This is a genomic window from Sphingomonas sp. 8AM, assembly GCF_902506455.1.
In the GTDB taxonomy this organism is placed as follows: Bacteria; Pseudomonadota; Alphaproteobacteria; order Sphingomonadales; family Sphingomonadaceae; genus Sphingomonas.
The window spans coordinates 2139456-2163352 of sequence record NZ_LR733844.1 but is presented as its reverse complement, the minus strand read 5'-3'; the positions used below and the strand labels follow the sequence as shown (position 1 = coordinate 2163352).

The following is a 23897-nucleotide window of genomic DNA, read 5'->3' as shown; positions in this document are numbered from 1 at the left end:
CTGCATTGTCGTTGGGTCCAAGGCGCGCCGGACGGTACGCCGGCGCGTGATCGTCTAGTCGATGAAGCGCATCACATTCCCCTTCGCATCAGGGGGAAGACACGAGACCTGGCGCGGTCGCCTCGGCATCGTGCGCTTTAGCCGTTGGTGACGCGGAGCAAGCTGCATCCCGATCAAAAGCCGCGGGCCCTTTTCCCGGTGAACCGGAAGCGGCGGGCCAGTCCGCTGTATGAATACCTATCGTTCTAATAGGAGATCAGGTCACGAAAGCTTTGGTATCAACGCCAAAAGTTCAATCGGCAAAGCGGCGGCGGCGGGTGACGTCGAGCTGGACGACCCGCGCGCCGTGCACGGTGAGGATGATCGAGCCATAGTCGAGGCCAGCGATCGCCTCTTCGACCGCGCGCAGCACGGCGGCGCGCGGGGCGGAGTCCTTACGGTCGACAACGGCGGATTGTTGATCGGTCATCGTATCGAGGCCTTCGCTGACGGGGTGAACGGGAGTGTGGCGGGGGTCAATGCGCCCCGCTTTCCGGCGCCGCCGCACGACCCCGCGCGCGCACGTCGTCCCAGGTGACGAGCGGATAGAGGTTGTGCGTGCGCGCTTCGGTGTCGAACAGCGCTTGCAACTCGGCGAGCTTGGACGGGTTTTTCGCGGCCAGATCGTTGCGCTCGGTCGGGTCGGTGTCGAGGTTGAACAGCCGCCACGACGGCGCGCCGCGTGGCACGCCTACATCAGCGTCGTTGATGAGCGGATTGTGCGCGGCGAGCGACGCTTTCCAGCCGTCGCGGTAGATCGCGCGGGCGCCGAAGATGTAGTAATATTGCGTCCGGTGGCGCGACGGCGCCGCGGCGTCGGTGATCGAATAAGCGAGCGAAATGCCCTCGATTGGCTGCTGCGCGACGCCGCGGATCGTGGTCGGCGCAGCGACGTTCGCCAGCTCGAGCGTCGTCGGCAGGATGTCGATGACATGGCCGTATTGCGATCGAACGCCACGGGCCGCGATCCCTTTCGGATAGGTCACGATCAGCGGGTTGCGCGTCCCGCCCTCGCAATTGGCGTCCTGTTTCCAGCAGCGGAACGGCGTGTTGGCGGCCTGCGCCCAGCCGAGCGGATAATTGGCCTCGATCCCCTCGCGCTTTCCGATCTGGTCGATGTGCGCGAGGTTATAGGCGATATTCTCCTTTGCGCCGAGCGGCGGCGCAGTCATCGCACGATCGACGTCGCCGTTGAGCGTGCCTTCCTTGCTGGCGCCATTGTCGCCGACCATAACCACGAACAACGTGTTGTCATACTGGCCGATCTGCTTGAGGTGATCGACAAGCCGGCCGATCTGCGCATCGGTGTAGGTCAGATAGCCGGCATAGACCTCCATGAAGCGCGCGTAGAGGCGTCGCTCGTCGGGACCGAGTTTCGCCCAGGCGGTAACCCCGGCGTCGCGATCGGGCAGGACGGCGTTGCGCGGGATCGTGCCAAGCTTTTGCTGCTGCGCGAACACCTGCTGGCGATAGACGTCCCAGCCGGCGTCGAACTTGCCGCGATAGCGGTCGCTCCATTCGGCGGGTACCTGATGCGGGGCGTGGGTCGCACCGGGCGCATAATAGAGGAAGAATGGTTTGGGAGGCGGTGCGGCGGCGTCGGCGCGCGCCGGCGCGGCGTGGCGCTGACGGTCGATGAAGGCGATCGCCTTGTCGGTGATCTGCTCGCCCAGGTGACGACCGTCAGGGGTGACATGCGCCTGATCCTCCACCAGATCCGGTTTGTACTGGTCGGTCTGCGAGCCGAGGAAGCCGAAGAAATGGTCGAAGCCCTTGCCGGTCGGCCACCGGTCGAACGGTCCGGCATCCGTCGCGTCCTCGTCAGGGGTCACACCATATTTGCCGACCGCGAAGGTGCCATAGCCATTGTCGTGCAGGATCTCGGCGACCGTGCCCGCGCTAGACGGCAGATAGCCGTCCCACCCCGGAAAGCCGGCGGCGAGGCGATGATGCGAGAAGCCCGCCACGTGCACCGACGAACTGTTGCGCCCGGTCAGCAGCGCGGCGCGGGTCGGGGCGCAGATCGCGGTAGTGTGGAAGTTGGTGTAGCGCAGCCCCTGTTGCGCCAGCTCCTCGAGCCGCGGCGTGCTGATCCCGCCCCCGAACGCACTGGCGGCGCCATAACCGACGTCGTCGAGCAGGATCCACACGATGTTGGGCGCACCGGCCGGCGCGCGGACCGGGGTGGGCCATGCCTCGACCGAGTCCGCGAGCGTGCGGCCGATCTTGCCCGAAAACGGCTGTTGCGTCTGCGCCTGCGCCTGTCCGGTCAGCATCAGGATCGCGGCGAGCGCGGTCATGGGTCGTCTCATCGTCTCTTCCCCTTTTGGATGAATGCGGTAGCGGGCGGCGCGGGGCGCCAGACGCAGCGAAAGCCGATGTGCGTCGTGCCGGTGTCGGTCGCCTGCGCGTGGCGCGCCGCCGGGCGGTAGCGGCGGCAGTAATTGTCCGCGCACAAATGCGAGCCGCCCTTGAGCACCTTGCGCCCGCCGCTGTCGACGCGGGTGCCGCCGCGCGGGTTGGCGGGCGCGCAACAGCTGCGCGTCGCGGTGCTGGCGACCGCATACCAGTCGTCGGTCCATTCCCAGACGTTACCGATCATGTCGGACAGGCCGAAGCCGTTGGCGGGATAGCTGCCGACCGGCGATGTGCGGAGCCAGCCATCGGGCGTCTCGTTCGCGAGCGGGAACGCGCCATGCCAGTAATTGGCGAGGATCTGCCCGCCCGGCGCGAGCTCGTCACCCCAGGCGTAATCGGCAGCGTCGAGCCCGCCGCGTGCGGCATATTCCCATTCAGCCTCGGTCGGGAGCGACTTGCCTGCCCATTCCGCATAGGCAGCGGCGTCCGGATGCGCGACATGGACGACGGGATGGTCGTCCAGCCCGTCAATCGTGCTGCCAGGTCCGGTCGGGTGTCGCCAGTCGGCGCCGAAGACGAACCGCCACCATGCGTGATGGTCGCGCGGGTCGGTCAGCTGCGCAGGCGGCATGAACACCGCCGATCCCGCCTGCGCCATGCCGGGGGCCATGCCCGGATAGTCGCGCGGATCGGGCGCGACCTCCGCCACGGTGCGATAGCCGGTCGCGGCAACGAACTTGGCGAACTGCCGGTTGGTGACCGGGTGTGGGTCGATCCAGAACGCGTCGACCCGCACGTGGCGCACCGGCGCTTCCTCCGGATAGAAGCGCGTTGATCCCATCGCGAAGGTGGCACCCGGCAGCGCGACCATCGTCGCGCGATCCACTGCCGCATGGGCGCGCCGCGCCCGGTGCCGGGAAAAGCGTGATCCGGTCGATGTCGTGCGAGTCATTGCCGATCCGTTCGTCGCCCCGGCCCCCCGCCGGATGAGTCGTTACGTAATCCACACTAATCAGATGGGATTAGCGAACGGGCCAATTCTTTGCGGCGGAGAAGGTCAGCTTGGCGCGCGCCGCGGCGGCTGCGCAGAACGGGCGAAACAAATCGTAATCGTTGCAACCTCTTGTCGGAGTATTTAGGTCGTGCAGTGACCAGCCCGGCGGCCGGCGAGGGAGAGGATATGAAGGCGTTTTTTGCAGCTACGGCTATGGCGCTCGTGCTTGGCACGGCGGCGTCGTCCGCGCAGTCGACGGCGCCGGACGCTCCACTGGCCACGCGGCAGTTGGCCGTGGTGCCCGCGCTTGCCGGCCATCCCGCGCCCGACGTCACTGCTTCCGCGCGATCGGCGTATCTGCTTGCTTACTTCAAGGACGAGACGCACTCCCTGCACTTCGCGACCTCGGCCGACGGCTATACCTTCACGGACGTCAACCATGGCGCGCCGGTGCTGTCAGGACGCGTGGTCGCCGACCAGAAGGGTATCCGCGATCCGCACATCATGCGCGGGCCGGACGGCGACTTCTATATGTCGATGACCGACCTGCACATTTTCGCCAAGCGCGAGGGGCTGCGCACGACCGACTGGGAGCGGCCCGAGAAGGATTACGGCTGGGGCAACAACCGCAACCTGATCCTGATGAAGAGCCACGACCTGCTGCACTGGACGCTGGCGAAGGTGAACGTCAGCGTCTTGTTCCCGGCCTTTGCTAAGGCAGGCAACGCCTGGGCGCCGGAGACCATCTGGAATCCGACGCGCAAGCGGATGATGGTCTATTTCACGACGCGGATCGGCAACGGGCCGAACTTCATGGTGCAGTCGCTCGCCGACCCAGCCTTTACGACGCTGACGACCGAGCCCAAGCAGATCCTGCACTATCCGCGCCCGGCCGTGAACACGATCGACGCCGACATCACCAAGGTCGGCGACCGCTATCGCATGTTCTATGTCGCGCATGAGCAGCCCGGCAGCATTCGGCAGGCGGTGTCGCGGCGGGTCGACGGCGGATACGTCTACGACGCGCAGAAGATCGACCCCGAGACGGTCGCGGCCGAGGCGCCGAATCTGTGGAAGCGGTACGGCACCAGCACCTATGTGCTGATGTACGACGTGTTCGGGGCCAAGCCGAACAATATGGGTTTCGCCGAGACGACCGATTTCAAGACGTTCCGCAATATCGGGCGGTTCAACGATCCGGGGTCGACAATGAAGACGACGAACTTCACCGCGCCCAAGCATGGCACGGTGATGGCGATCACGCCTGAAGAGGCCGAGCGGCTGCGGGCGTATTTCTCAAGGAAGTAGGGCGACGGAGAGGATGACAGGGCGACGCTTCCTCGTCATCCTGCTTGAAAGACAAAGCGGGAGAGCGGGATGAAGTGCGTACGACGTCGCTTGTGGAGGGGTTTCACTGTGGCGATCGCGGCGATGCTCGCCGTGCCAGCCGCCGACGCGCAATCGGCCGAGACCTACACCCCGGCCCCCGCCAATCTCGCCGCGCGCGAATGGTTTCAGGACGCCAAGTTCGGCATCTTCCTCCACTGGGGCCTGTACAGCGAGCTGGGCGGGACGGGGTCGTCGGGCGGTGCCGAATGGATCATGCAGGACAACAAGATCCCGGCCACCAAATATGAGCGGCTCGCGAAGTTCTTCTATCCGGAGAAATTCGACGCCGGTGCCTGGGTGCGCTCGTTCAAGGATGCCGGCGCGCGCTATATCGTCATCACCAGCAAGCATCACGACGGCTTCGCGATGTTCGACAGCAAGGTGTCGCCGTACAATGTCGTGAAGGCAACGCCGTTCAAGCGCGATCCGATCGCGGAGCTGGCCGCGGCGTGCCGGCGGCAGGGCGTAAAGCTGTTCTTCTATTATTCGCAGCTCGACTGGCACCATCCGGATTATTTCCCGCGCGGCCGCACCGGTCATTCGGCCGGGCGGCCCGAGACGGGCAACTGGGACAAGTATCTCGACTATCAGGACGCGCAGCTGCGCGAGTTGCTGACGCAATATGGGCCGATCGGCGGCATCTGGTTCGACGGCTGGTGGGATCAGGAGAAGACGCCGCTGCGCGACCGCTGGCGGCTGGAGCGCACCTACAGACTGATCCACCAGCTTCAGCCCGGCGCGCTGATCGTCAACAACCACCATCACGCGCCCTTCGCGGGCGAGGATTATCAGACGTTTGAGCGCGATTTGCCCGGCGAGAACAAGACCGGGTTCAGCGGCACCGCGACGATCGGCGCGCTGCCGCTGGAAACCGCCGAGACGATGAACGGCAGCTGGGGCTTCAACCTGACCGACGATCAATACAAGTTGCCCAAGACGCTGGTGCAGACGTTGGTCGGGGCGGCGGGGCGCAACGCCAACTTCCTGCTCAACACCGGGCCCATGCCCAATGGCGAGATCCAGCCGGACAATCTGGCGACATTTCATACGATTGGCGAGTGGCTGAAGGTGAACGGCGCCAGCATCTACGGGACGCGCGGGGGACCGGTGTCGGCGGGTGAGTGGGGCGTCACCACGCAGAAGGGGAAGACGGTGTACGTCCATCTGCTGCGCGCGCATGACGGGCGGGTGGCGCTGCCGCTGAAGGCGCAGGTCGCAACGGCCCGGTTGCTCGATGGCGGAGCAGGCGTCGCGGTGACGCGGCGCGGGGACCGCGTTGAAATCAGCGGGTTACCGCCGCTCGGCGAGCGCTGGGATCAAGTGGTCGAACTGACGCTGCGCTGAGGCTTGGTCGGATGCGGCGGGCGCGGCATACGTAAGTCTATGGCTGCTTTCGATGATTCCACCGATCCGGCGCTCGGCGCTGCGTGCAACCGTCTTGCGGCGTGGGTCGAACCCTTGCCGGCCGGGGTCGTGATCGACCCGGCGTCGGGGCTGAGCGAGGCGGATCTGGCGTTGATATTGCGGCATCTTTACGCGACGCGGCAGGAGGCGGCGGGAGAAGACGCGCGTGCAGCCGGGCGATCCTCGGTGCCGCTGACGGCGCGGGATTGAGGGCGATGACAGAGCGTAGCGAGAAGCAGAAGATGCTGGCCGGGGAGGCCTATCATGCTGCCGATGCTGAGTTAATCGCGGACCATCAGGCGGCGCTGGCGTGGATGGAGCGCTACAATGCCGCGGCGGCGTTGCCGGCGGCGGAGCGGCGCGCGATCCTGCGCGAGCGCCTGGCGGCGGTGGGGGAGGGGGCGGTGATCCGGCCGCCGTTCCATTGCGACTATGGCTATAATATCCGCCTCGGGGACGATGTGTTCCTCAATTATAGCTGCATCATTCTCGATGTGGTGGCGGTCACGATCGGAAAAGGGACGCAGATCGGGCCCGCGGTGCAAATTTTGACCGCGGATCATCCGCGCGACCCGGCGGCGCGCGCGACCGGCGCGGAATGGGGGCGACCGATCGTGATCGGACGCAACGTGTGGATCGGTGGCGGCGCGCTGATCCTGCCCGGCGTCACGATCGGCGACGATGCGATCATCGGCGCGGGCAGCGTCGTGACGCGCGACGTGCGGGCGGGCGCGACCGTCGCGGGCAATCCGGCGCGCGAGCGAAGCGGGGAGGTCGTGGCGGCGGGTTGACCCGCTCTCGCGCCCGGTTATGTCCGACATAATTGGGAGAGACGACGGATGACCATCCTTGCTGCCGGCCGCACCGGCGCCACCGCCGCGCTGCGCGCTGTTCTCCTGATGGCGCTCGCCTGCGTCGCTTTGCCGGTGGCGACCGCTGCCGCCCCGGGCACGCCGGATGCGCCGTTGCTGTTGCCCGACATGCCGCTCCACGACCCATGGATCGTCGCCGACCGCGCCACCCGCACCTATTGGCTGTTCACCCGCAACGAGCAGCAGCTGACCGGCGACAATCGGCTGGGGATCATGGCCTATCGCAGCCGCGACCTGAAGCATTGGCAGCGGCCGGTGATGGTGTTCGCGTTACCCGAGGATAGCTGGGCGAACGACGGCGCGTGGGCGCCGGAGGTGCATCGCTGGAAGGGGCGATGGTATCTGTTCTCGACCTTCTACAATGACGGGCTGAAGCTGCCCGAGGAGAACGGGCGTCAGCCGGTGCGGCGCTCGACCCTGCTCGCCTCGTCGGCGACCCTGGGCGGGCCATACCGGCTGGAGCGCGGCGGGGCACCGATCGTCGCCGCCGGGCGGATGACGCTCGACGGGTCGCTGCACGTCGATCGCGCGGGGAAGCCGTGGATGGTCTATGCGCACGAATGGGTGCAGGTCGGCGACGGGACGATCGAGGCGGTGCCGCTCGACGCCACGCTCGCCGCCGCGGGGCCGCCACAATTGCTGTTTCGCGCCTCCGACGCGCCGTGGGTGAAGCGGGCCGATCCCGCCGACGTGAAGGGCGGCAACGTCACCGACGGGCCGGAGCTGTTTCGTACCCGTACCGGCAGGTTGCTGATGCTGTGGTCGAGCTATGACCGGCGCGGTTATGTCCAGTCGCTCGCACGGTCGAAGAGCGGCGAGGTTAGGGGACCGTGGGAGCAATTGCCGCCGCTGGTGCGCGGCGACAGCGGGCACGGCATGCTGTTCCGCACGTTCGCGGGCAAGCTGACGATGGTGCTGCACCGCCCGTTCGAGAAGGCGCGCGGCAAGTTGTATGCGATGCGTGACCTGGGCGATACGATCGCGGTCGAGCGCGAGCTGACCGAGCTGGACGGTGAGACGCAGCCGGTGGTGACGGCGGCGGGGGATTAGGGTGGGTAGACCACGACTTGATCCGTCATTGCGAGCGTAGCGCGGCAATCCAGGGCTTCCTGATCCGGCTCTGGATTGCTTCGCTACGCTCGCAATGACGGGTGAACGATTTCAGCCCGCATGATCCCGCTCTGATTTACGATCTCACCCCTTGCTTCACGCCGTCCGGGACGACGGGGCTTTCAATAATTGACCGGGTAGTCCTTGCGGAAATCCTGCCCGGCGAAGGCGCGGCGCATCGTCCATGGTTGGGGCGGCGCGGTCCAGTACGCGTGGTAGGCGGGCAGGCCGAGCGCGATCAGGCTTTCCGATGCGATATACATGCTGCCGGCGTTGGAATAGACATCGCCGAGCGTCGGCTGGTGGCGCGCGAAGCCGATCGTCAGGAAGCCATCGGCGTTGAAGTTGCCCGGATCGGCGAACACGCGCCGTTGCGCCGCCATCGTTGCGGCGCGCACTTGTCCCGGCGGCAGCGTGTCGGGCAATTGCCCGCGCCACGCCAGATGCCCGAGCGGCTGGTGCACGGCGGTGCGATAGGTGAGCGAGCGGCCGATCGCGGCATAGCTGCCATCGGGCGCGATCATGCGTTCGAGATGTTCGGCGTAGCGTTGTTCGCGCTTCACCGCGCGTGCCAGTTCCTCGGCGGGGCGGAGATTGTTGAAGCTGGGCTTGCCCGCCGCGAGCGTGGCGAGGATCTGCACCAGCATCGGGTGAATGACGTAGCTGTTGTAATAGTCGTAGTGGAAGCGCTCGCCGTCGCCGTACCAGCCGTCGCCGACATACCATTCGAGCATTTTCTTGATCGTCAGGTCGACGCGCATCGGATCCCAGTCCTCGCCGATCGCGAACAGGAACGCCTCGTTCATCGCCGCGAACAGCAGCCAGTTCTGGTACGGCGGGGAGATGCGGCGCAGGCCCTTGATCTCCTCGACGATCCGCGCCTTCGTCTTCGTGTCAAGTGGCTTCCACAAGGCATCGGGCGCACGCAGCAACGCGCTGGTGAAGTAAGCAGAATCGACCAGCGCCTGTCCGTGGCCGCGCCACAGGAGATAATCCGGGCTCTTCGGGTCGACCGCATGGGTGTAACTCTTCAGCGCCTGAGAGCGCAGCCGCGCGCGGAGCCGTCCCTCGGCGCTGGCGTCGTCGGGGAGCGCGAGCCACGGCGCGATGCCGTCGATCAGCCGCCCGAACGCCTCGAGATAGGCGACGCCGGGGTTGCGGCCGTCCCATGTCGGGCTCAGCTCAGGTGTCCATTCGGCGCGGAGCCGGCCGCGCGCCATGCGTCCGAGCACCGGCTCGGCCATCCGGCGCAGCAGCGCAAGCGCGTCGGCGCGGTCGGTCGCGCCATCGGGGAGCGGCGTGTCGGCGGGGCGTGCCTGCGCATCGGCGGAGGTCGTCGCAAGAGCGGTCGCGGTCAGCCCGCCGGCCAGCACCGCGCGTCGATCCAGTCGCATCACTATTGCCCTGCCTTCGGTACCGTGAAGTCGAGCGCCGCACGTTCGGCATAATCGTCCCATTGCGCGCGGGTGCGGAAGTCGCCTTCGCCATGATTCCATGCCGAGCCCGAATAATAGACGAACGGCGTACCCGGCGTGACGCGCAGCAGCACCAGCTGGTTGTCGGCATCGGCGCGCACATCGGCGATCATCCGCGGGTCGACGCGGATCGCGATCGCGATCCGGCCGTGGCCGGGATCGTCCGGCCCCCACCACGAGAGCAGTCCGCGCGCGCGGTCGACGGTCAGCTCGCCCGCGCCTTGACCCGTGGTGCGCTTGCCGATGCCGATGCCGACCAGCAACGGCTCGGGACGGTCGGAATTGAGGGTCGACACCATGCGCGTGAAATGCGTGCCGAGCGGCAACGTGAAGCGGCGCGTCTCCCACACCTTGCGCACCGTATCGACCGGCCACGGTGCGTAATCGACGGTGAAGTCGGCGCGGTCGCCCCCGCTCGCGAGAATGCGGTGGCGAACGAAATTGCGCGACGTCCACAATTTGTTGTCGTGCCAGATGCCCAGCCCGCCAGCGCCGCGCGTGGTGCTGACATTGTAGAAGTCGATTCCCTCGCCATGATAGGCGTGCTGGTCGCCGGTGCGGAGCTGGCGGTCGGCGAACGGCCAGCGGACGTTCTTGCCCCAGCTGTCGATCCCGGAGCCCGACGGCGGTTCTGCCGCCTCCAGCGCGTGACCGTAGATGCGGTGCGCGGTCCGGTCATTCTCCCACAGCAGATCGTCGTAGCGATAGTCGGCGAGCAGCGCGACGGCGCGCGGCGTGCGGTCGGGCGGGGGCGGAAGCGGTGACACGACCGGCAGCGGCGGCGCTTGTTGCGCGACCGCGGGGGCGCCGGCCAGCAGCGACACGGCCGCTGATGCGTATATTCGCGCGGTGATCCTCATGCCGAGCCACTCCCTGAATGTTGTACGACAACCTAGGGTATCATATCTATTTTGCCAAGCTGGCGCTTTTGCCTGTGGGGCTGGACGCGCGACCTTGATATAGAGCGCGAATGACGAAAAGCATGTCGTTGGCCGATGCCTTGTACGTGAAGCTGGAGGCGCGGATCCGCTCGGGCGAGATGCCGCCGGGCGCGCGGCTGCCGACGCAGAAGGAAATCGCCGAGGACGAGAAGGTCAGCCGCACGGTCGTGCGCGAGGCGGTCGCGCGGCTGGAGGCGCACGGGATCGCGATCGCGCGACAGGGGTCGGGCGTGTTCGTGTCCGACGACGCGCGGTATCAGGCGTTCCAGATCACGCGGCAGGATATGAGCGAGCTGGCCGATGTGATCCGGCTGCTCGAGGTGCGGCTGTCGGTCGAGTCGGAGATGGCGGCCTTTGCGGCGGCGCGGCGCACGTTGACCGACATTTCCGCGATGCGCGCGGCGTTGCGCGACATGGCCGAGGTCGCCGACGATCCGGTCGCCTCGGCAGCGGCGGACACGCGCTTCCACACCGCGATCGCGCGCGCGACGCAGAACGAGACCTTCGTCAAGCTGATCGACTTCCTGGGCGTGCGGCTGGTGCCGCCGCGCAACCTGTATTTGCGCGACCAGCCGCCCGAAGCGCAGCGCGCCTATGTCGAGAAAGTCCGTATCGAGCATGAGGCGATCGTCGACGCGATCGTGCGCATGAACCCCGCCGGCGCGCGCGATGCCGCGCGGCACCACATGCAGGAAAGCCTCAGTCGCCATACCGAGCTGAGCGAGGCGGCGGGGTTGTCTCGCGACGGATGATTCAAGCGGATTGACGCGATCCGAAAGTTGTATGATAACCCGATCCATAAGCCGCGATCAGCGGCGTAGCAGGAGGGGTTATCGTGGGCAGGTCGTTGTTCATCGGCATGGCTTCGGCGCATGCCATCGCATTGGCGCTGGTGGCGATTCCCGCCGCAGCGCAGACCGAAGCGGCGGCGCCTGCCACGGCGCCGGCCAGCGACCCCCAGACACCCGCCGATCAGGCACCCGCCGAGGCGGCGAGCGAGGATATCGTCGTCACCGGTTTCCGCCGCAGCCTTGCCGAAGGGCTGGAGCTGAAGCGCGAGGCGGTCGGCATTCGCGATTCGATCGTCGCGGAGGACATCGGCAAGTTTCCCGAGGCGAACGTCGCCGATTCGATGCAGCGCATCCCGGGCATCTTCCTGTCGCGCGACGGTGCATCGAACGAGGGGCAGCAGATCAGTATCCGCGGACTTGGTCCGTCTTTTTCGGTGACGACGATCAACGGCGCCCCGGTGCGCACCACCTCGACCGGTGGGGTCGGCAATTCGTCGCGGACGTTCAACTTCGACGTTTTCCCGTCGGAGTTGTTCGGGCGCGTCGACATCTACAAGAGCCCGCTCGCCAACCTCGAGGAGGGCGGGATCTCGGGCAACGTCGATCTTCAGACCCCGCGGCCGTTCGACAGCAAGGGGCGGGTAGTCCGCTACAATCTCGCGCAGAACTACAACACAGGCTCCGGGCAGATCCGCCCGCGCGCCTCGCTGCTGGTCAGCGATACGGTCGGCAATTTCGGCGCGCTGTTCGGCGTCGCTTACGCGCAGAACGTCAACGAGCGGTCCGGCTTTCAATCGACTGGCGGGTACAATTCGACGACGCTCGCCAATCGACCGGCACCCACGGCCGGGCAGCCGGATAACCGCGGGCCCTTCACGCCGTTCGCGCTCGACCTCGACAATCCGGCCGCCAATCTCGGCAATCTGACCCGCGAGCAGGTGGCGGGCGCGTATCTGCCGCGCTTCTACCGCGTGTTCACTTCCAGCAACCAGCGCGAGCGGCTCGGGTTCGTCGGCTCGCTGCAATATAAGAGCGACCGGTTCGAGGCGAGCGTCGATGGCATCTACTCGCGGGTCACCGACGTGAACGACGAATTCACGTTCGGCGTGCCGGTGCGCAACACCCGCACGGTGCAGGGGACGACCAGCCTGCCAGGACGTGGTACCAATTCGGGCCTGATCCCCGTCGACGTGAAGATCGACCAGTACAATAATCTGTACGGCACCTTCGACAACAGCTCGCTGCTGACCGAGAGCTTCTATCGCAACGCCGAGACGCAATTCCGCTACGGGATCGTGCGCGCGGTCTGGAGCCCGACCGACACGCTGAAACTCTCGGCGCAGGGCAATATCAACAAGAGCGAAGCCTTTTCGTCGGGCAACCGGATCGTGTCGAACATCTATTCGATCCGCACCACCTTCGACCCGACCGTCAACGTCAGCTATCCGACGATCAGCTCGCCGGTGTCCTTCACCGACCCGCGCAATTTCACCGATCCCAGCCTCGGCTTCGGTTCGGCGCGGGAGCTGGACGAGCAGAAGAGCGGCCGGCTGGTCGCGACCTGGGAGGCGGGCGAGTTCGCGGGCGCGGAATGGTCAGCGTTGGTCGGCGCGAGTTACATTTCCAGCATCAAGGAGATCGAGCGGCGGGATGGTACGGCGATTGGGCGTACCCGGACGCTGCCGGGCGGCGGCACGTTCGCGACGATCGACGTCTTCTCGCACATGGTGCCGTTCCTGCCCTATGGCGCGACGCGCGACGGCGGCAACGCGGGCTTTCCGTCGCAATTCGCGACCTTCCCCCGCGCTTTCGTGATGGATTACCTGGACGCCAATGGCGCCAATGCTGCGGCACCGGTACAGCTCAATTCCAAATTCCGCGCCGAAGAGCAGGTGAAGGCAGCCTTCGTCGAGACGAACATGAAGCTGCCGCTGGGGCAGGGCAGTCTGCGTGGCAATTTCGGGATGCGCTACGCCAAGACGGAGACGATCATCGACAATTACGCGCCGACTGGCGGCGGCGCGTTCGGGCCGCGTCAGCGCCGGGGCGGGTATGACAACTGGCTGCCGTCGCTCAGCCTGGCATGGGACATCACGCCCAAGGTGCTGGTGCGCGGCTCGGCGGGCAAGACGATCACCCGCTCGGCGCTGGTCGATATCGCGAGCGGGATCGCGATCCCCAATCGCTTCAACCCCGACGTGACGGTCGGCAACCCGAACCTGCGCCCGCAGGTCGCGACGCAGTATGACTTCAGCGCGGAATGGTATTTCCAGCCGGCGTCGGTGCTGAGCATCGGGGTGTTCAAGAAGTCGCTGCGCGATACGCCCTCGTCGGTCACCATCTATGGCGTGCCGTTCAGCACGCTCCAGTTATCGCAGGATCTGTTCGACCGGCGTTCGATCACGGGCAGCGACACCGGCACGATTGCGCCCGATCAGCCATTCACCGTCACCACGGTGCAGAACCTCGGCACGTTGGGGCTGAAGGGGCTGGAGATCGCCTACCAGCAGAACCTGACCTTCCTGCCCGCGCCGTTCGACGGGCTGGGCGTGCTGGGCAGCTTCACCAAGGTCTGGCGCGACGGCAACGACTTCGTCACCAGCAAGGGGACGCGCGTCAGCATGGCCGGGGTACCCGACTATTCGTACAGCGCGACGGCTTTCTACGAGAAGGGTCCGTTTGCGCTGCGCGGATCATGGAATTATCGTGCGCGTGCCGGTGGCAGCTCGGTCAATAGCGGCAACGACCAGATCGCCTATACCGCGCCGCAAGGTTTCCTCGACGCCACCGTCAGCTATCGCCTGAACGACAATTTCGAGCTGCGCGTCGATGCGCTGAACATCACCAACACCAACCTCTACACCTATTACGAGAACCCGGATCAGGCGAAGGGCAACGGGTCGTCGCGCCGTGACAATTCCTTCTTCAATGGCACGACGATCGCCTTCGGCATCCGCGGCAAGTTCTGACCCGTCCCCCACCTGGGCGCGCGGCGGTGTCGCGCGTCCTTTCTTCCCGGAGCGCCACCGCCATGCCGGACATCGCCGCCGCGCCGCCGACCGGGCGCTATCGCTGGACGATCTGCGCGTTGCTGTTCGCGGCGACGGCGATCAATTACATCGACCGGCAGATGATCGGCGTGCTCAAGCCGGTGCTCCAGAAGGATCTGGGGTGGAGCGAGGCGCAATATGCCGACATCGTCTTCTGGTTTCAGGCCGCCTATGCCGCCGGGTTCCTGATGATGGGTCGGTTGATCGACCGGTTCGGCGCGCGGCTCGGCTATGCGCTGGCTTTCTCGTTCTGGACGCTGGCGCATGTCGCGCACGGGCTGGTGAGCAGCGTCGCGCAATTCGGCGCGGCGCGGTTCGCGCTGGGATTGGGCGAGGCCGGCAATTTCCCTTCCGGCTTGAAGGCGGTGACGGAATGGTTTCCGCAGCGCGAGCGTGCGTTCGCGGTCGGGCTGTTCAACGCCGGGGCCAATGTCGGGGCGATCGCGACGCCGCTGCTCGTCCCTGCGATCACGCTCGCCTACGGCTGGCGGATGGCGTTCATCGCGACCGGCGCGTTCAGCGTGCTGTGGTTGATCGCATGGGTCGCGATCTATCGCCGCCCCGAGGAGCATCCGCGCGTCACGCCGGGCGAGCTGGCGCTGATCCGCAGCGATCCCGCGCCGGCGGTGCAGCGCGTGCCGTGGCTGCGGCTGTTCGCGTATCGCGAGACCTGGGCCTATGCGGTGCCGAAGTTCCTGACCGATCCGATCTGGTGGATGTTCCTGTTCTGGCTGCCCGATTTTCTCGGCAAGCGGTACGGACTGGATCTCAAGTCGTTCGGGCCGCCACTGGTCGTCATCTATCTGCTGTCGGACGCGGGAAGCGTGCTGGGCGGCTGGACCTCGTCGCGGCTGCTGCGGCGCGGCTGGTCCGCGAACGCCGCGCGCAAGGCGACGATGCTGGGCTGCGCGATCGCGGTGCTGCCGATCGTCACCGTCCAGTATGTCGACCACCTGTGGATCGCGGTCGCGCTGATCGGGCTGGCGACCGCGGCGCATCAGGCGTTTTCCGCCAATCTGCTGACCCTGCCGTCCGACCTGTTCCCGCGCGCCGCGGTCGGCTCGGTGGTGGGAATCGGCGGGACCGCGGGGGCGATCGGCGGGATGCTGATCGCCAAGTTCGTCGGGCACGTCCTTGGTATATCGGGCAGCTATGCGCCGATCTTCGCGGTGGCGGGGGGTGCCTATCTGCTGGCATTGCTGTCGCTGCACGTCATCAGCCCCCAGCTGACACCGGCCCGTTTCGCGTCCATGGAGAGCGCCGCATGATCCTTCGACACCTTGCCCTCGCCACCAGCCTGGTGGCGGTCGCTGCGTCGGCGGCGGCGCAGCAACAGGGGCCGATTGCGCAGGCGGTGAAGCTGGCTGACTGGCAGCTTGCGCATATGGACGTGAACCCGCGCAGCGGCGACATGCGCGCGTGGGAGCCGGCGGTGTTCTGGGTCGGGATGACCGCGCTCGCCGATGCCGGCGCACCGCCGCGCATCAAGGATGCGATCATGGCGATGGGGCGCGCGAACGGCTGGCGCGCGGGCGAGAAGCCCTATTTCGCGGACGATCATACGATCGTGCAGAGCTATCTGTGGGCGGCCGCGCATGGCGGGCCGCCGCAGGCGCTGGCCAGCGCAAAGGCGACGTTCGACCGGGTGGTGGACAAGCCGGCGGTGACGACGCTCGCCTTTGCGGTGCCGCCGGAAGGCTATGGCGCGACCGAGTGCCTGACGCGCTGGTGCTGGTGCGACGCGTTGTTCATGGCACCGCCCGCGTTGATCGAACTTAGCCGCCAGACGCGCGATCCGAAATATCGCGACTTCGCGCTGAAGGAGTTCTGGGCGACGACCGACTTCCTGCTCGATCCCGTCGAACAGCTTTATTACCGTGACAGCCGCTTCTTCGAGCGCCGCGACGCGCAACGCCGCAAGCAATTCTGGGCGCGCGGCAACGGCTGGGTTTTTGCGGGGATGGCGCGGATCATCCCGCTGCTGCCGAAGAACAGCCCCGACCGCGTGCAGATGGAAGGGCTGTTCCGCAAGATGGCGGCGAAGCTGAAGGCGTTGCAGAAGCCCGATGGCTATTGGGCGCCGTCGTTGCTGGCCCCGGAGGAATCGCCGCCGGAGTCGAGCGGGACCGGCTTCTTCACTTATGGCATGGCGTGGGGCGTCAATGCCGGGGTGCTGCCGCGCGCCGACTATGCGCCGGTCGCGAAGCGTGGCTGGGCGGCGCTGGAGCGTTCGATCCAGCCCGATGGGCGGCTCGGCTGGGTGCAGCAGGTCAGCGACCGGCCCGACAAGGTCGCCGCACAAGAGACGCAATATTACGGCGTGGGCGCGTTCCTGCTGGCAGCGACGCAGGTCGCGCAGCTCGACCGCGCCCGTTGAACAGGAGCACCGACGTGTACGCCAAGACCTATTACGCTACCCACCCCGACATGATGGACGGCGCCTCCAATCAGGCGCTGCGCGACCGCTATCTGGTCGGCGGGCTGTTCCGTGACGGCGAGATCGTGCTGACCTATTCGCATGGCGAGCGCTTCATCATCGGCGGCGCGGTGCCGGGCGCGACGCCGCTGGCGCTGCCGACGCACAGCGAGCCGGAGAGCGCGGCGGGGCATCCCTTGCTCGAACGCCGCGAGCTGGGGGTGGTCAATATCGGGCGCGGTACCGGCAGTGTGACCGTCGACGGGCAGGTGTTCGAGCTGACGCGATATGAGGCGCTGTACGTGCCGATGGGATCGGCGGACGTGACGTTCGCGGGCGATGGGGCGCGCTTCTATCTGCTCAGCGTCCCCGCGCATGCGCCGTTCCCGCTGCGCAAGGTGACGCTGGATGATGCCAATCCGATGCAGCGCGGCAGTCTGGAGACGTCGAACGACCGCACCATCTATCAATTGGTGCTGCCGCATCTGTGCGCCAGCGCGTCCTTGTGCCTCGGGCTGACGCAGCTCAAGCCGGGATCGGTGTGGAACACGATGCCGCCGCACGTCCATGAGCGGCGCAGCGAAATCTATCTCTATTTCGATCTGGAGGATGACAATCGCGTCTTCCATTACATGGGGCGCCCCGACGATCTGCGGAATATCGTCGTCGACAACGAGGAGGTGGTGATCAGTCCGCCGTGGTCGGTGCACATGGGCGCGGGGACCAGCAACTATACCTTTATCTGGGCGATGGCGGGCGAGAACCAGGATTATAACGACATGCAGGTGTGCGACATATGCCAGCTGCGCTGAACCATCCGTTCGACCTGACCGGCCGGGTCGCGATCGTCACCGGGGCGAACACCGGGATCGGGCAGGCGATCGGGGTTGCGCTGGCGCAGGCGGGGGCTGACGTCGCCTGCGTCGGGCGTACCGCGGCGGAAGAGACCGCGGCGCAGATTCGAGCGCTGGGCCGGCGGGCGGCGGTGATCCATGCCGATCTCGCCACGATCGAGCCGGTGAGGCGGGTGGTTGCGGAGACGCTGGAGGCGTTCGGCCGGGTCGACATCCTCGTCAACAACGCCGGGATCATCCGACGCGCGGATGCGGTCGACTTCAGCGAGGAAGACTGGGACGCGGTGATCGACACCAATCTGAAGTCGGTGTTCTTTCTGTCGCAGGCCGCCGGGCGACACATGATCGCGGCGGGCGGCGGCCGGATCATCAACATCGCGTCGATGCTGACCTTTCAGGGTGGCATTCGCGTGCCGAGCTATACCGCCGCGAAAAGCGGGGTTGGCGGGCTGACCAAGCTGCTCGCCAATGAATGGGCGAAGCATAACGTCACCGTCAACGCGATCGCGCCGGGCTATATCGCGACCAGCAACACCGCGGCGTTGCAGGCCGATCCGGAGCGCAATCGTGCGATCGTCGAGCGTATCCCGGCGGGGCGCTGGGGCGCGCCGACCGATCTGGGCGGCGCGGCGGTGTTCCTCGCCTCCGACGCGGCGGCCTATGTGCAAGGGCATGTGCTGGCGGTCGATGGGGGGTGGCTGGCGCGGTAGCGGTAAGCTGCGGAGGATAGCTGATCCGGCCTTCATTCGTCATTGCGAGCGTAGCGAAGCAATCCAGGGCGTCCTGATCCGGCCCTGGATTGCTTCGCTACGCTCGCAATGACGAGGTGATCACCCGATCGTGCGGCGGAAGAAGGCGAGTGTCTGCATCATCGCCTGCAGGAACAGCGCGGGGTCGTAGCGGGGGCCTTCGTCCCGCAGGAAGGCGTGCTGCGCGTTCCATTCGTGCCATTCGTAGCTGGCGCCGACCGCCTCCAGCCGGGCGCGGATCGCGGCGCGGCCGTCGAGCGGGACGTGCGGGTCCTGCCGTCCCCACACCAGCATCAGTTCGGCCTCCAGCTCCGCCAGCCGCGCCAGCGTGTCGTCGCTCCGCCCTTCTCCGAGCGCGCCCGAGTGGATGTCGGTCGGATAGAAGCACGCCGCCGCCGCCACGCGCGGGTCGAGCGCGGCGCGGCACGCGAGATGCCCGCCGAGGCAGACGCCGAACGTCGCCAGCTTCCCCGTGCAGGCGGGATGCGCCGCCAGCGCGCCGATCGCGGCGGTGGCGTCGGCATCGAAGGACGCGACCGGCTTGGTGAACTTCAGCGCGTTGCCGCGCTCGGTCCCGGCCGCGTCATAGGCGAGCACGGTTCCGGCGGGTTCATACTCGTGATAGACCTCGGGGACCGCGACGGCATAGCCGTTGCCCGCCAGCATCGCCGCCAGCCGCCGGATCGGCGGGGTGACCTGATAGATTTCCGAATAGAGCAGCACGCCCGGATAACGTCCCTCCGCGACCGGACGGAACAGGTGCATCTGCATCGCACCGCTGCCCGGCACCTCGACGGTGAGCATTTCATCGCTGCGCAGGATCATGGCGGCCTTTCTGACGTGTCGGGGAAACGATTATGCAAGCATTGGTGTGCGATCAAAGGGGATGACACCGCCCACCTTCCATATCGAAGCCGACGCGCCGGGAGAATTCCTGAAACTGACGCTGGCGGGCGACTGGGATTCGGCCGTGTCGGCGCGCTTCGGTGCGGAGGTCGCAGTGACGTTGCGGCAGATGCTGGCGGCTGGCACCCGGCATGGCTATCTGCGGACGCTGATCGATATGAAGCGCAAGAACGTGCTGCCGCAAACCGTCGTCGCCGATTTTGCGAAGATGGTGCGGCCCGATTCGCCCTCGAAGCGGATCGCGCTGGTGTTCTCGGGCCCGCTGCACCGGATGCAGGTGAAGCGCATCGCGGACGAGCGCTGCGCCTTGTTCGACAACGTCGAGGACGCGCGCGCCTGGTTGTACGCCGGCTGACGTCGCAGCGTCCGTCACCCCGGTCACTGTCCGGGGCGACACGGTCAACGACTGGCTATTGCACGCCCGGCCAGCCGTCCGCGCTCCACGTCAGCGGCTGGATCTGGAGTGTCGGAAAGCCGTTCTTCTGCCGGTCATAGGCGTGGTAGACGATATAGTCGCCGTCCGCCTGTTGCAGCACCGCGACGTGCCCGCGCCCGACAAAGCGGCTGCCGTCGCTTTGCCCGTTGCCGAGCACCGGCGTGCCTCCGCCCTGTAGCATCGGCGTGCCGTCACGATCGACATACGGGCCATCGGGTGCCGATGCGCGGCCGACGACGGTGTTGTAGGTGCTGTTCGCACCCGCGCAGCAGGTGTCGAACGACACGAACAGATAATAGAAATTACCGTGGCGGATGATGTACGGTGCCTCGATCGCGCCGGGGAAGGGGCGCTGCGCCAGCGCGCGCGGCGCGGAATCGCCGGACAGCCGCAAGCCCGTCGCCGGATCGAGCCGGATCAGCTTTATCCCGGTCCAGAAACTGCCGAACGCCAGCCATGCGCGGCCGTCGGTGTCGGTGAACGCCATCGGGTCGATCGCATTGTAATCGTCGCTGGTCTGCGACTGCACCACCGGGCCGCGGTCGACCCAGTTGGCGGCCGGCCTGGCAGGGTCGATGACCGTCGCGGTGGCGAGACCGATCGCCGACTGGTTCTTCCCGAAGGTCGAGATCGAATAATAGAGCCGGTACTCGTTACCGACCTTCGAAATGTCGGGCGCCCACATGCCGGTCGCGCCCGGCACCGCGGTGGCGGTCCACGCCGGCAGCGCGGTGTAGCTGCCGCCGCGCAGCGTCCAGTCACGCAGGTCGGTGGAGGTGCGCAGCGCGAGCAGCCCCTCGGCATCGCCGGCATTGCCGGTGGTAAACAGGTAATAGGTGTTGCCGTCCTTCAGGATCGCCGGATCGTGCGCGGGCGCGAAATTGCCGGTGAGCGCGAGCGTGGCGCTGGCGGTTGGCGTGGGCGTGGGTGCAGGGCTGGGCGAGGGCGTCGGTGACGGCACCGGGGTCGGCGTGGCGGACGGGGCGGTGCTGGCGGACGGCGCGCCGTCGCTGCCGCCGCAACCGGAGGCGAGCAGGAGCAACGCGAGCGTGGGGAAGCGCTTCACGGCAAATTCCTTTGCGACAGAAGAAAGGGGCGGACCGGCTGGTCCGCCCCTTGATGAGGTCAGTTGAAGCTGTAGCGGACGCCGACCGCGAAGGTGCGCGGGATCAGCACCGTGCCGAGGTTGTAGCGATCCTTGTCGCCGACATTGTCGAAGCGGTAATATTCCTGCTGCTTCGTGCGTGTCAGGTTGACCGCGTCGAAGGTGAGGCCAAGCCGGTCGGTCAGCCGCGCGGTCAGCTGAAGATCGAGGCTCGCCTCCGCGCGACGCCACACGCCGAGCGGATTGGCGAACAGCCGTGCCTCGTAGCGGGCCTGCCACGCGTTGCGGTAGACATAGGACAGCCGCGCGCCGACCGGGCCATTATCATAGGCCAAAGTGGCGTTGTACGAGAGGTCCGACACGCCGAAGAAGCCCGAACGCTGCTCGCCGACCTGCTGCCCCGAATTGTTGTAGATCGGCACGTTCTGGTCTGAGTCGAGCAATGTCAGGCTGCCCTGGAAGCCAAGCCCGTTCAGCACGGATGGCAGGTAGGTCGGGAAATAGGTGAGCCCGACCTCGACGCCCTTGAGCACGCCGTTCGAGGCATTCGCCGGACGGCTGATGACGAAATTGTTCGTCGCGCCGGCGACGATGCCGTTGTTGGGGATAGATTCGAGCTGGCTGACCGGAACGACCAGTCCGTCGATCTCGCGGCGGAAGCCGGTGACGGTGATCGCGCTGCTGCGATCGAAATACCATTCCAGTGCCACGTCATAATTCTTCGACGTGGTCGGCTTCAGCCCGGCGGTGCCCGCCGACCCGCTGCCGTACCCGACGTTGGTCAGATCGCCGACGAGATTGAAGTTCGGATTGATGTCGCCAAAGTTCGGACGACGCAATGTCTCGCCATAGTTGAAGCGCGCGCGGATCGCCGACGTAATGTCGTAGCGCGCGGTGAAGCTCGGCAGGAAGCGCGCCGATCCCGGCGAGGCGCGTGAGATCGCGCCGTTGTTGAAGCGATCGCGGAACGTCGCGTCGGTATCGACGGTGACGTAGCGGAAGCCACCCTGCAGGTTCAGCGGACGCCCGAAGATCGTGACCTGCGCGTCAGCCTGCATATAGGCGGCGAGCGTCGTCTCATCGACGTCGAACACCTTGGTCAGCGTCAGCTGATCCGACGTCTTCAGCCCGTACAGCCCGCGGATCTGATCGGCATTGGCGTAATTGTAATAGCCGTTCGCCGAGACCCAGCTGGTCGGGACGTCGCCGCGACCTTCGAAGAAGTCCGAATTGGTGAACGTCGCACCCGCCGGCAGGCTGGAGAGCGGGCGGTTGAGCGCGGCGGCATCGGCGGTGCGGATCTCGCTCGACGCACGCCGATTGTCGAAGCGGAAGCCGGCCTTGATCTGGCGCAGGAAGCCGGTGTCCCAACGGTAGAAGCCATCAAGCGTCCCGGTAATCGCGCTGCCCTTGTCACGGCCGGAATTGTCATACAATTGCGCGACGTTCCACACGCTCGGATCGGCGAGCAGCGCGTCATTGTCGAAATGGTAGGACGGGATGCCGCCACCGGCATTGAAGTCGGTGGTGATCTGGTTCGCGACCCGATCGGTCCGCATCGCGAAGAACGCGGTCTTGTTGGTGCTGGTCTGATAGGCGACGTCGGCGACGATCCCGCCATGCTCGCCGACGTCCCACTTGCCGTTCAGCGCATAGACGAAGCTGTCGGTCTGGCTGCGCGAATAATCGGCGCTGTTGAAGCCGTAGACGCTGTTGGCGACGCGCGACTTCACGATATTGGTGCCGTCGTACACTTCCGGCGCGACCGGGTTCGCCCAGAAGTCGACGAAGCTGAACTGGAGGCTGTTGAACGTCTCGTTGCGGAAGCCGGCGTAATAGGCCTCGGCGGTGTACACCGAGCTGCTGTTCGGCGCCCATTGCAGCGCGACGTTGACCGACGGACGCTCGCGCTTGCCGTACAGGTCGGAGCTGAACACCGCGTCACGCGACAGGTAATAGGGCGTATCGACGCCATTGACGTTGATCGTCGAACCCGGCGCAGTCGGGAGGCCCGTCTCGGTGCCGACCTGCCAATTGCCGAGCGCAGGCGCGTTGATGAACTGCCCGGTGAGCGGGTCGGTTGCCGCCGGGAAAATCCGCTGGAAGCCGGCCAGCCCGCTGCCCGCCGGCGGATTGAGCGTCGCGAACGGCACGAACGCGCCCGCAGTGGTCGACATCGTGCGGAACTTCGAGCGCGTGTAGCTGCCGTTGACCAGCACGCCGATGTCGCCGATCCCGGTTTCCCAGCGATCGCTGATGAGCAAGGCACCGTTCGGATTGAACTTGTCGGCTTCCTGATCATAGATCCCGCGCGCCAGCGCCGAGATCGCGAAGCCGTCGAAATCGAACGGGCGGCGCGTCACCACGTCGACCTGCCCGGCCAGGCCGGTCTCGATCTGGTCGGCGGCACGCGTCTTGAAGATGTCGACGCGCTTGATGAGGTTGGCCGAGATGTCCTGCAACGAGAAGGACTGACCGGCTGCGGTGAAGATGTTGCGGCCGTTGAGTGTGGTCAGGGCGTCGGGGAGGCCGCGGATCTGGATGCCGGCGGCTTCGCCCTGACCGCGATCGGTGACCTGCACGCCGGTGACGCGCTGCAGCGCCTCGACGACGTTGTTGTCGGGCAGCTTGCCGACATCCTCGGCAACGACCGAGTCGACGATCTGCGTCGATTCGCGACGGCGGTTGATCGCGCCGACGATCGAGGCGCGGACGCCGGTGACGACGATGTCATCGGGCGATTGCTCCTGCGCGGCGGGCGGCTGGCTGCCGTCGATCGCCTGCGCGGTGCCGGGTGAGGCGACGGCGGCACCCGCCTCGCTTTGTGCGACCGCCGGCGAAGCGGCGAGCAGCGATGCGGCCGAGACCGATGCCAGGAAAAGCAGCTTGGGTGCCATGGTGATCCTCCCCATTTTTGTCGTGACGTCTCAAGATGGCCGATCTGTCGTCGGCCATTACTCCTACATTCGCCTAGCAGGCGCGCAGGAATTGGCAAGCGTCTTCGTCAA

At 66.4% G+C, this 23897-nt stretch carries 20 protein-coding genes; 12 read left to right on the top strand and 8 right to left on the bottom strand.

Annotated features, from left to right (window positions below; all coding sequences use genetic code 11):
- Positions 1 to 292: 292 nt before the first annotated feature.
- Genes BACI71_RS10105 through BACI71_RS10095 form a run of 3 tightly spaced genes read right to left on the bottom strand, consistent with a single transcriptional unit; the run spans position 293 to position 3268 of the window.
- Entirely contained in the window at positions 293 to 469 is a 177-nt protein-coding gene (locus BACI71_RS10105) for a YezD family protein (RefSeq protein ID WP_159758259.1), read from the bottom strand.
- A 46-nt stretch (positions 470 to 515) separates the two neighbouring features.
- Entirely contained in the window at positions 516 to 2351 is a 1836-nt protein-coding gene (locus BACI71_RS10100) for an arylsulfatase (protein ID WP_159758257.1), read from the bottom strand.
- The gene (locus tag BACI71_RS10095) at positions 2348 to 3268 is read right to left on the bottom strand and encodes a formylglycine-generating enzyme family protein (protein ID WP_159761084.1); all 921 of its coding nucleotides are present in this window, start codon (positions 3266 to 3268) and stop codon (positions 2348 to 2350) included. Before BACI71_RS10095 ends, BACI71_RS10100 begins: the two co-directional genes overlap by 4 nt.
- A gap of 336 nt (positions 3269 to 3604) precedes the next feature.
- Between BACI71_RS10095 and BACI71_RS10090 the strand changes: the two genes are divergently transcribed.
- The 5 genes from BACI71_RS10090 to BACI71_RS10070 all read left to right on the top strand — a co-directional run bounded on the left by BACI71_RS10090 (position 3605) and on the right by BACI71_RS10070 (position 8106).
- The gene (locus BACI71_RS10090; protein WP_201297348.1) at positions 3605 to 4699 is read left to right on the top strand and encodes a glycoside hydrolase family 43 protein; all 1095 of its coding nucleotides are present in this window, start codon (positions 3605 to 3607) and stop codon (positions 4697 to 4699) included.
- 108 nt (positions 4700 to 4807) lie between these two features.
- Complete coding sequence (locus tag BACI71_RS10085; protein WP_201297347.1) at positions 4808 to 6124, top strand: alpha-L-fucosidase; 1317 nt, start codon at positions 4808 to 4810, stop codon at positions 6122 to 6124.
- Positions 6125 to 6163: 39 nt separating this feature from the next.
- Complete coding sequence (locus tag BACI71_RS10080; RefSeq protein ID WP_159758251.1) at positions 6164 to 6394, top strand: hypothetical protein; 231 nt, start codon at positions 6164 to 6166, stop codon at positions 6392 to 6394.
- Positions 6395 to 6399: 5 nt separating this feature from the next.
- On the top strand, positions 6400 to 6975 hold the full coding sequence (locus BACI71_RS10075; RefSeq protein WP_159758249.1) for a sugar O-acetyltransferase: 576 nt from the start codon (positions 6400 to 6402) through the stop codon (positions 6973 to 6975).
- Between the two features lie 48 nt (positions 6976 to 7023).
- Positions 7024 to 8106 carry a glycoside hydrolase family 43 protein gene (locus BACI71_RS10070; protein ID WP_236552936.1) on the top strand — a complete coding sequence of 361 codons (1083 nt, stop codon included), beginning with the start codon at positions 7024 to 7026 and terminating at the stop codon, positions 8104 to 8106.
- Positions 8107 to 8288: 182 nt separating this feature from the next.
- On the opposite strand, the gene BACI71_RS10065 is transcribed toward BACI71_RS10070, so the two are convergent.
- Together BACI71_RS10065 and BACI71_RS10060 are read right to left on the bottom strand one after the other, a co-directional pair.
- Entirely contained in the window at positions 8289 to 9560 is a 1272-nt protein-coding gene (locus BACI71_RS10065; protein WP_236552935.1) for a DUF2264 domain-containing protein, read from the bottom strand.
- 2 nt (positions 9561 to 9562) lie between these two features.
- Positions 9563 to 10501, bottom strand: a complete 939-nt coding sequence (locus tag BACI71_RS10060) for a DUF4861 family protein (protein WP_159758247.1) — start codon at positions 10499 to 10501, stop codon at positions 9563 to 9565.
- Between the two features lie 122 nt (positions 10502 to 10623).
- Here BACI71_RS10060 and BACI71_RS10055 point away from each other — a divergent pair, with 122 nt between their 5' ends.
- From BACI71_RS10055 to kduD, 6 genes are all read left to right on the top strand, one after another.
- On the top strand, positions 10624 to 11334 hold the full coding sequence (locus BACI71_RS10055) for a FadR/GntR family transcriptional regulator (RefSeq protein ID WP_236552934.1): 711 nt from the start codon (positions 10624 to 10626) through the stop codon (positions 11332 to 11334).
- 83 nt (positions 11335 to 11417) lie between these two features.
- Positions 11418 to 14342 (top strand): TonB-dependent receptor, encoded by a 2925-nt coding sequence (locus BACI71_RS10050; RefSeq protein WP_236552933.1) that lies wholly within the window; start codon positions 11418 to 11420, stop codon positions 14340 to 14342.
- Positions 14343 to 14404: 62 nt separating this feature from the next.
- Entirely contained in the window at positions 14405 to 15691 is a 1287-nt protein-coding gene (locus BACI71_RS10045) for an MFS transporter (protein ID WP_159758243.1), read from the top strand.
- The gene (locus tag BACI71_RS10040) at positions 15688 to 16800 is read left to right on the top strand and encodes a glycoside hydrolase family 88/105 protein (protein WP_159758241.1); all 1113 of its coding nucleotides are present in this window, start codon (positions 15688 to 15690) and stop codon (positions 16798 to 16800) included. The genes BACI71_RS10045 and BACI71_RS10040 overlap by 4 nt, the downstream gene beginning before the upstream one ends.
- A 14-nt stretch (positions 16801 to 16814) precedes the next feature.
- On the top strand, positions 16815 to 17651 hold the full coding sequence (gene kduI, locus BACI71_RS10035) for a 5-dehydro-4-deoxy-D-glucuronate isomerase (protein WP_159758239.1): 837 nt from the start codon (positions 16815 to 16817) through the stop codon (positions 17649 to 17651).
- Positions 17648 to 18403, top strand: a complete 756-nt coding sequence (gene kduD, locus BACI71_RS10030; RefSeq protein ID WP_159761076.1) for a 2-dehydro-3-deoxy-D-gluconate 5-dehydrogenase KduD — start codon at positions 17648 to 17650, stop codon at positions 18401 to 18403. Before kduI ends, kduD begins: the two co-directional genes overlap by 4 nt.
- A 120-nt stretch (positions 18404 to 18523) precedes the next feature.
- On the opposite strand, the gene BACI71_RS10025 is transcribed toward kduD, so the two are convergent.
- A complete protein-coding gene (locus BACI71_RS10025; RefSeq protein WP_159758237.1) occupies positions 18524 to 19267 on the bottom strand; it encodes a dienelactone hydrolase family protein in 744 nt (247 codons plus the stop codon).
- A gap of 61 nt (positions 19268 to 19328) precedes the next feature.
- Here BACI71_RS10025 and BACI71_RS10020 point away from each other — a divergent pair, with 61 nt between their 5' ends.
- On the top strand, positions 19329 to 19703 hold the full coding sequence (locus BACI71_RS10020; RefSeq protein WP_159758235.1) for a hypothetical protein: 375 nt from the start codon (positions 19329 to 19331) through the stop codon (positions 19701 to 19703).
- A gap of 55 nt (positions 19704 to 19758) precedes the next feature.
- Here the strand turns inward: BACI71_RS10020 and BACI71_RS10015 are convergent, their stop codons facing one another.
- Positions 19759 to 20850, bottom strand: coding sequence for an arabinan endo-1,5-alpha-L-arabinosidase (locus BACI71_RS10015; RefSeq protein ID WP_159758233.1), 1092 nt, complete (start codon positions 20848 to 20850; stop codon positions 19759 to 19761).
- Between the two features lie 59 nt (positions 20851 to 20909).
- A complete protein-coding gene (locus tag BACI71_RS10010; protein ID WP_159758231.1) occupies positions 20910 to 23786 on the bottom strand; it encodes a TonB-dependent receptor in 2877 nt (958 codons plus the stop codon).
- Positions 23787 to 23897 lie beyond the last annotated feature (111 nt).

What these genes read in the sequence shown, in the direction of transcription:
- BACI71_RS10095 (WP_159761084.1), bottom strand. Translation starts at nt 3,268, where the DNA reads ATGGTCGCGCTGCCGGGTGCCACCTTCGCGATGGGATCAACGCGCTTC.
- BACI71_RS10045 (WP_159758243.1), top strand. Translation starts at nt 14,405, where the DNA reads ATGCCGGACATCGCCGCCGCGCCGCCGACCGGGCGCTATCGCTGGACG.
- BACI71_RS10060 (WP_159758247.1), bottom strand. Translation starts at nt 10,501, where the DNA reads ATGAGGATCACCGCGCGAATATACGCATCAGCGGCCGTGTCGCTGCTG.
- BACI71_RS10040 (WP_159758241.1), top strand. Translation starts at nt 15,688, where the DNA reads ATGATCCTTCGACACCTTGCCCTCGCCACCAGCCTGGTGGCGGTCGCT.
- BACI71_RS10075 (WP_159758249.1), top strand. Translation starts at nt 6,400, where the DNA reads ATGACAGAGCGTAGCGAGAAGCAGAAGATGCTGGCCGGGGAGGCCTAT.
- BACI71_RS10065 (WP_236552935.1), bottom strand. Translation starts at nt 9,560, where the DNA reads ATGCGACTGGATCGACGCGCGGTGCTGGCCGGCGGGCTGACCGCGACC.
- BACI71_RS10090 (WP_201297348.1), top strand. Translation starts at nt 3,605, where the DNA reads ATGGCGCTCGTGCTTGGCACGGCGGCGTCGTCCGCGCAGTCGACGGCG.
- BACI71_RS10070 (WP_236552936.1), top strand. Translation starts at nt 7,024, where the DNA reads ATGACCATCCTTGCTGCCGGCCGCACCGGCGCCACCGCCGCGCTGCGC.
- BACI71_RS10010 (WP_159758231.1), bottom strand. Translation starts at nt 23,786, where the DNA reads ATGGCACCCAAGCTGCTTTTCCTGGCATCGGTCTCGGCCGCATCGCTG.
- BACI71_RS10105 (WP_159758259.1), bottom strand. Translation starts at nt 469, where the DNA reads ATGACCGATCAACAATCCGCCGTTGTCGACCGTAAGGACTCCGCCCCG.
- BACI71_RS10025 (WP_159758237.1), bottom strand. Translation starts at nt 19,267, where the DNA reads ATGATCCTGCGCAGCGATGAAATGCTCACCGTCGAGGTGCCGGGCAGC.
- BACI71_RS10020 (WP_159758235.1), top strand. Translation starts at nt 19,329, where the DNA reads ATGACACCGCCCACCTTCCATATCGAAGCCGACGCGCCGGGAGAATTC.
- BACI71_RS10055 (WP_236552934.1), top strand. Translation starts at nt 10,624, where the DNA reads ATGTCGTTGGCCGATGCCTTGTACGTGAAGCTGGAGGCGCGGATCCGC.
- BACI71_RS10100 (WP_159758257.1), bottom strand. Translation starts at nt 2,351, where the DNA reads ATGAGACGACCCATGACCGCGCTCGCCGCGATCCTGATGCTGACCGGA.
- BACI71_RS10080 (WP_159758251.1), top strand. Translation starts at nt 6,164, where the DNA reads ATGGCTGCTTTCGATGATTCCACCGATCCGGCGCTCGGCGCTGCGTGC.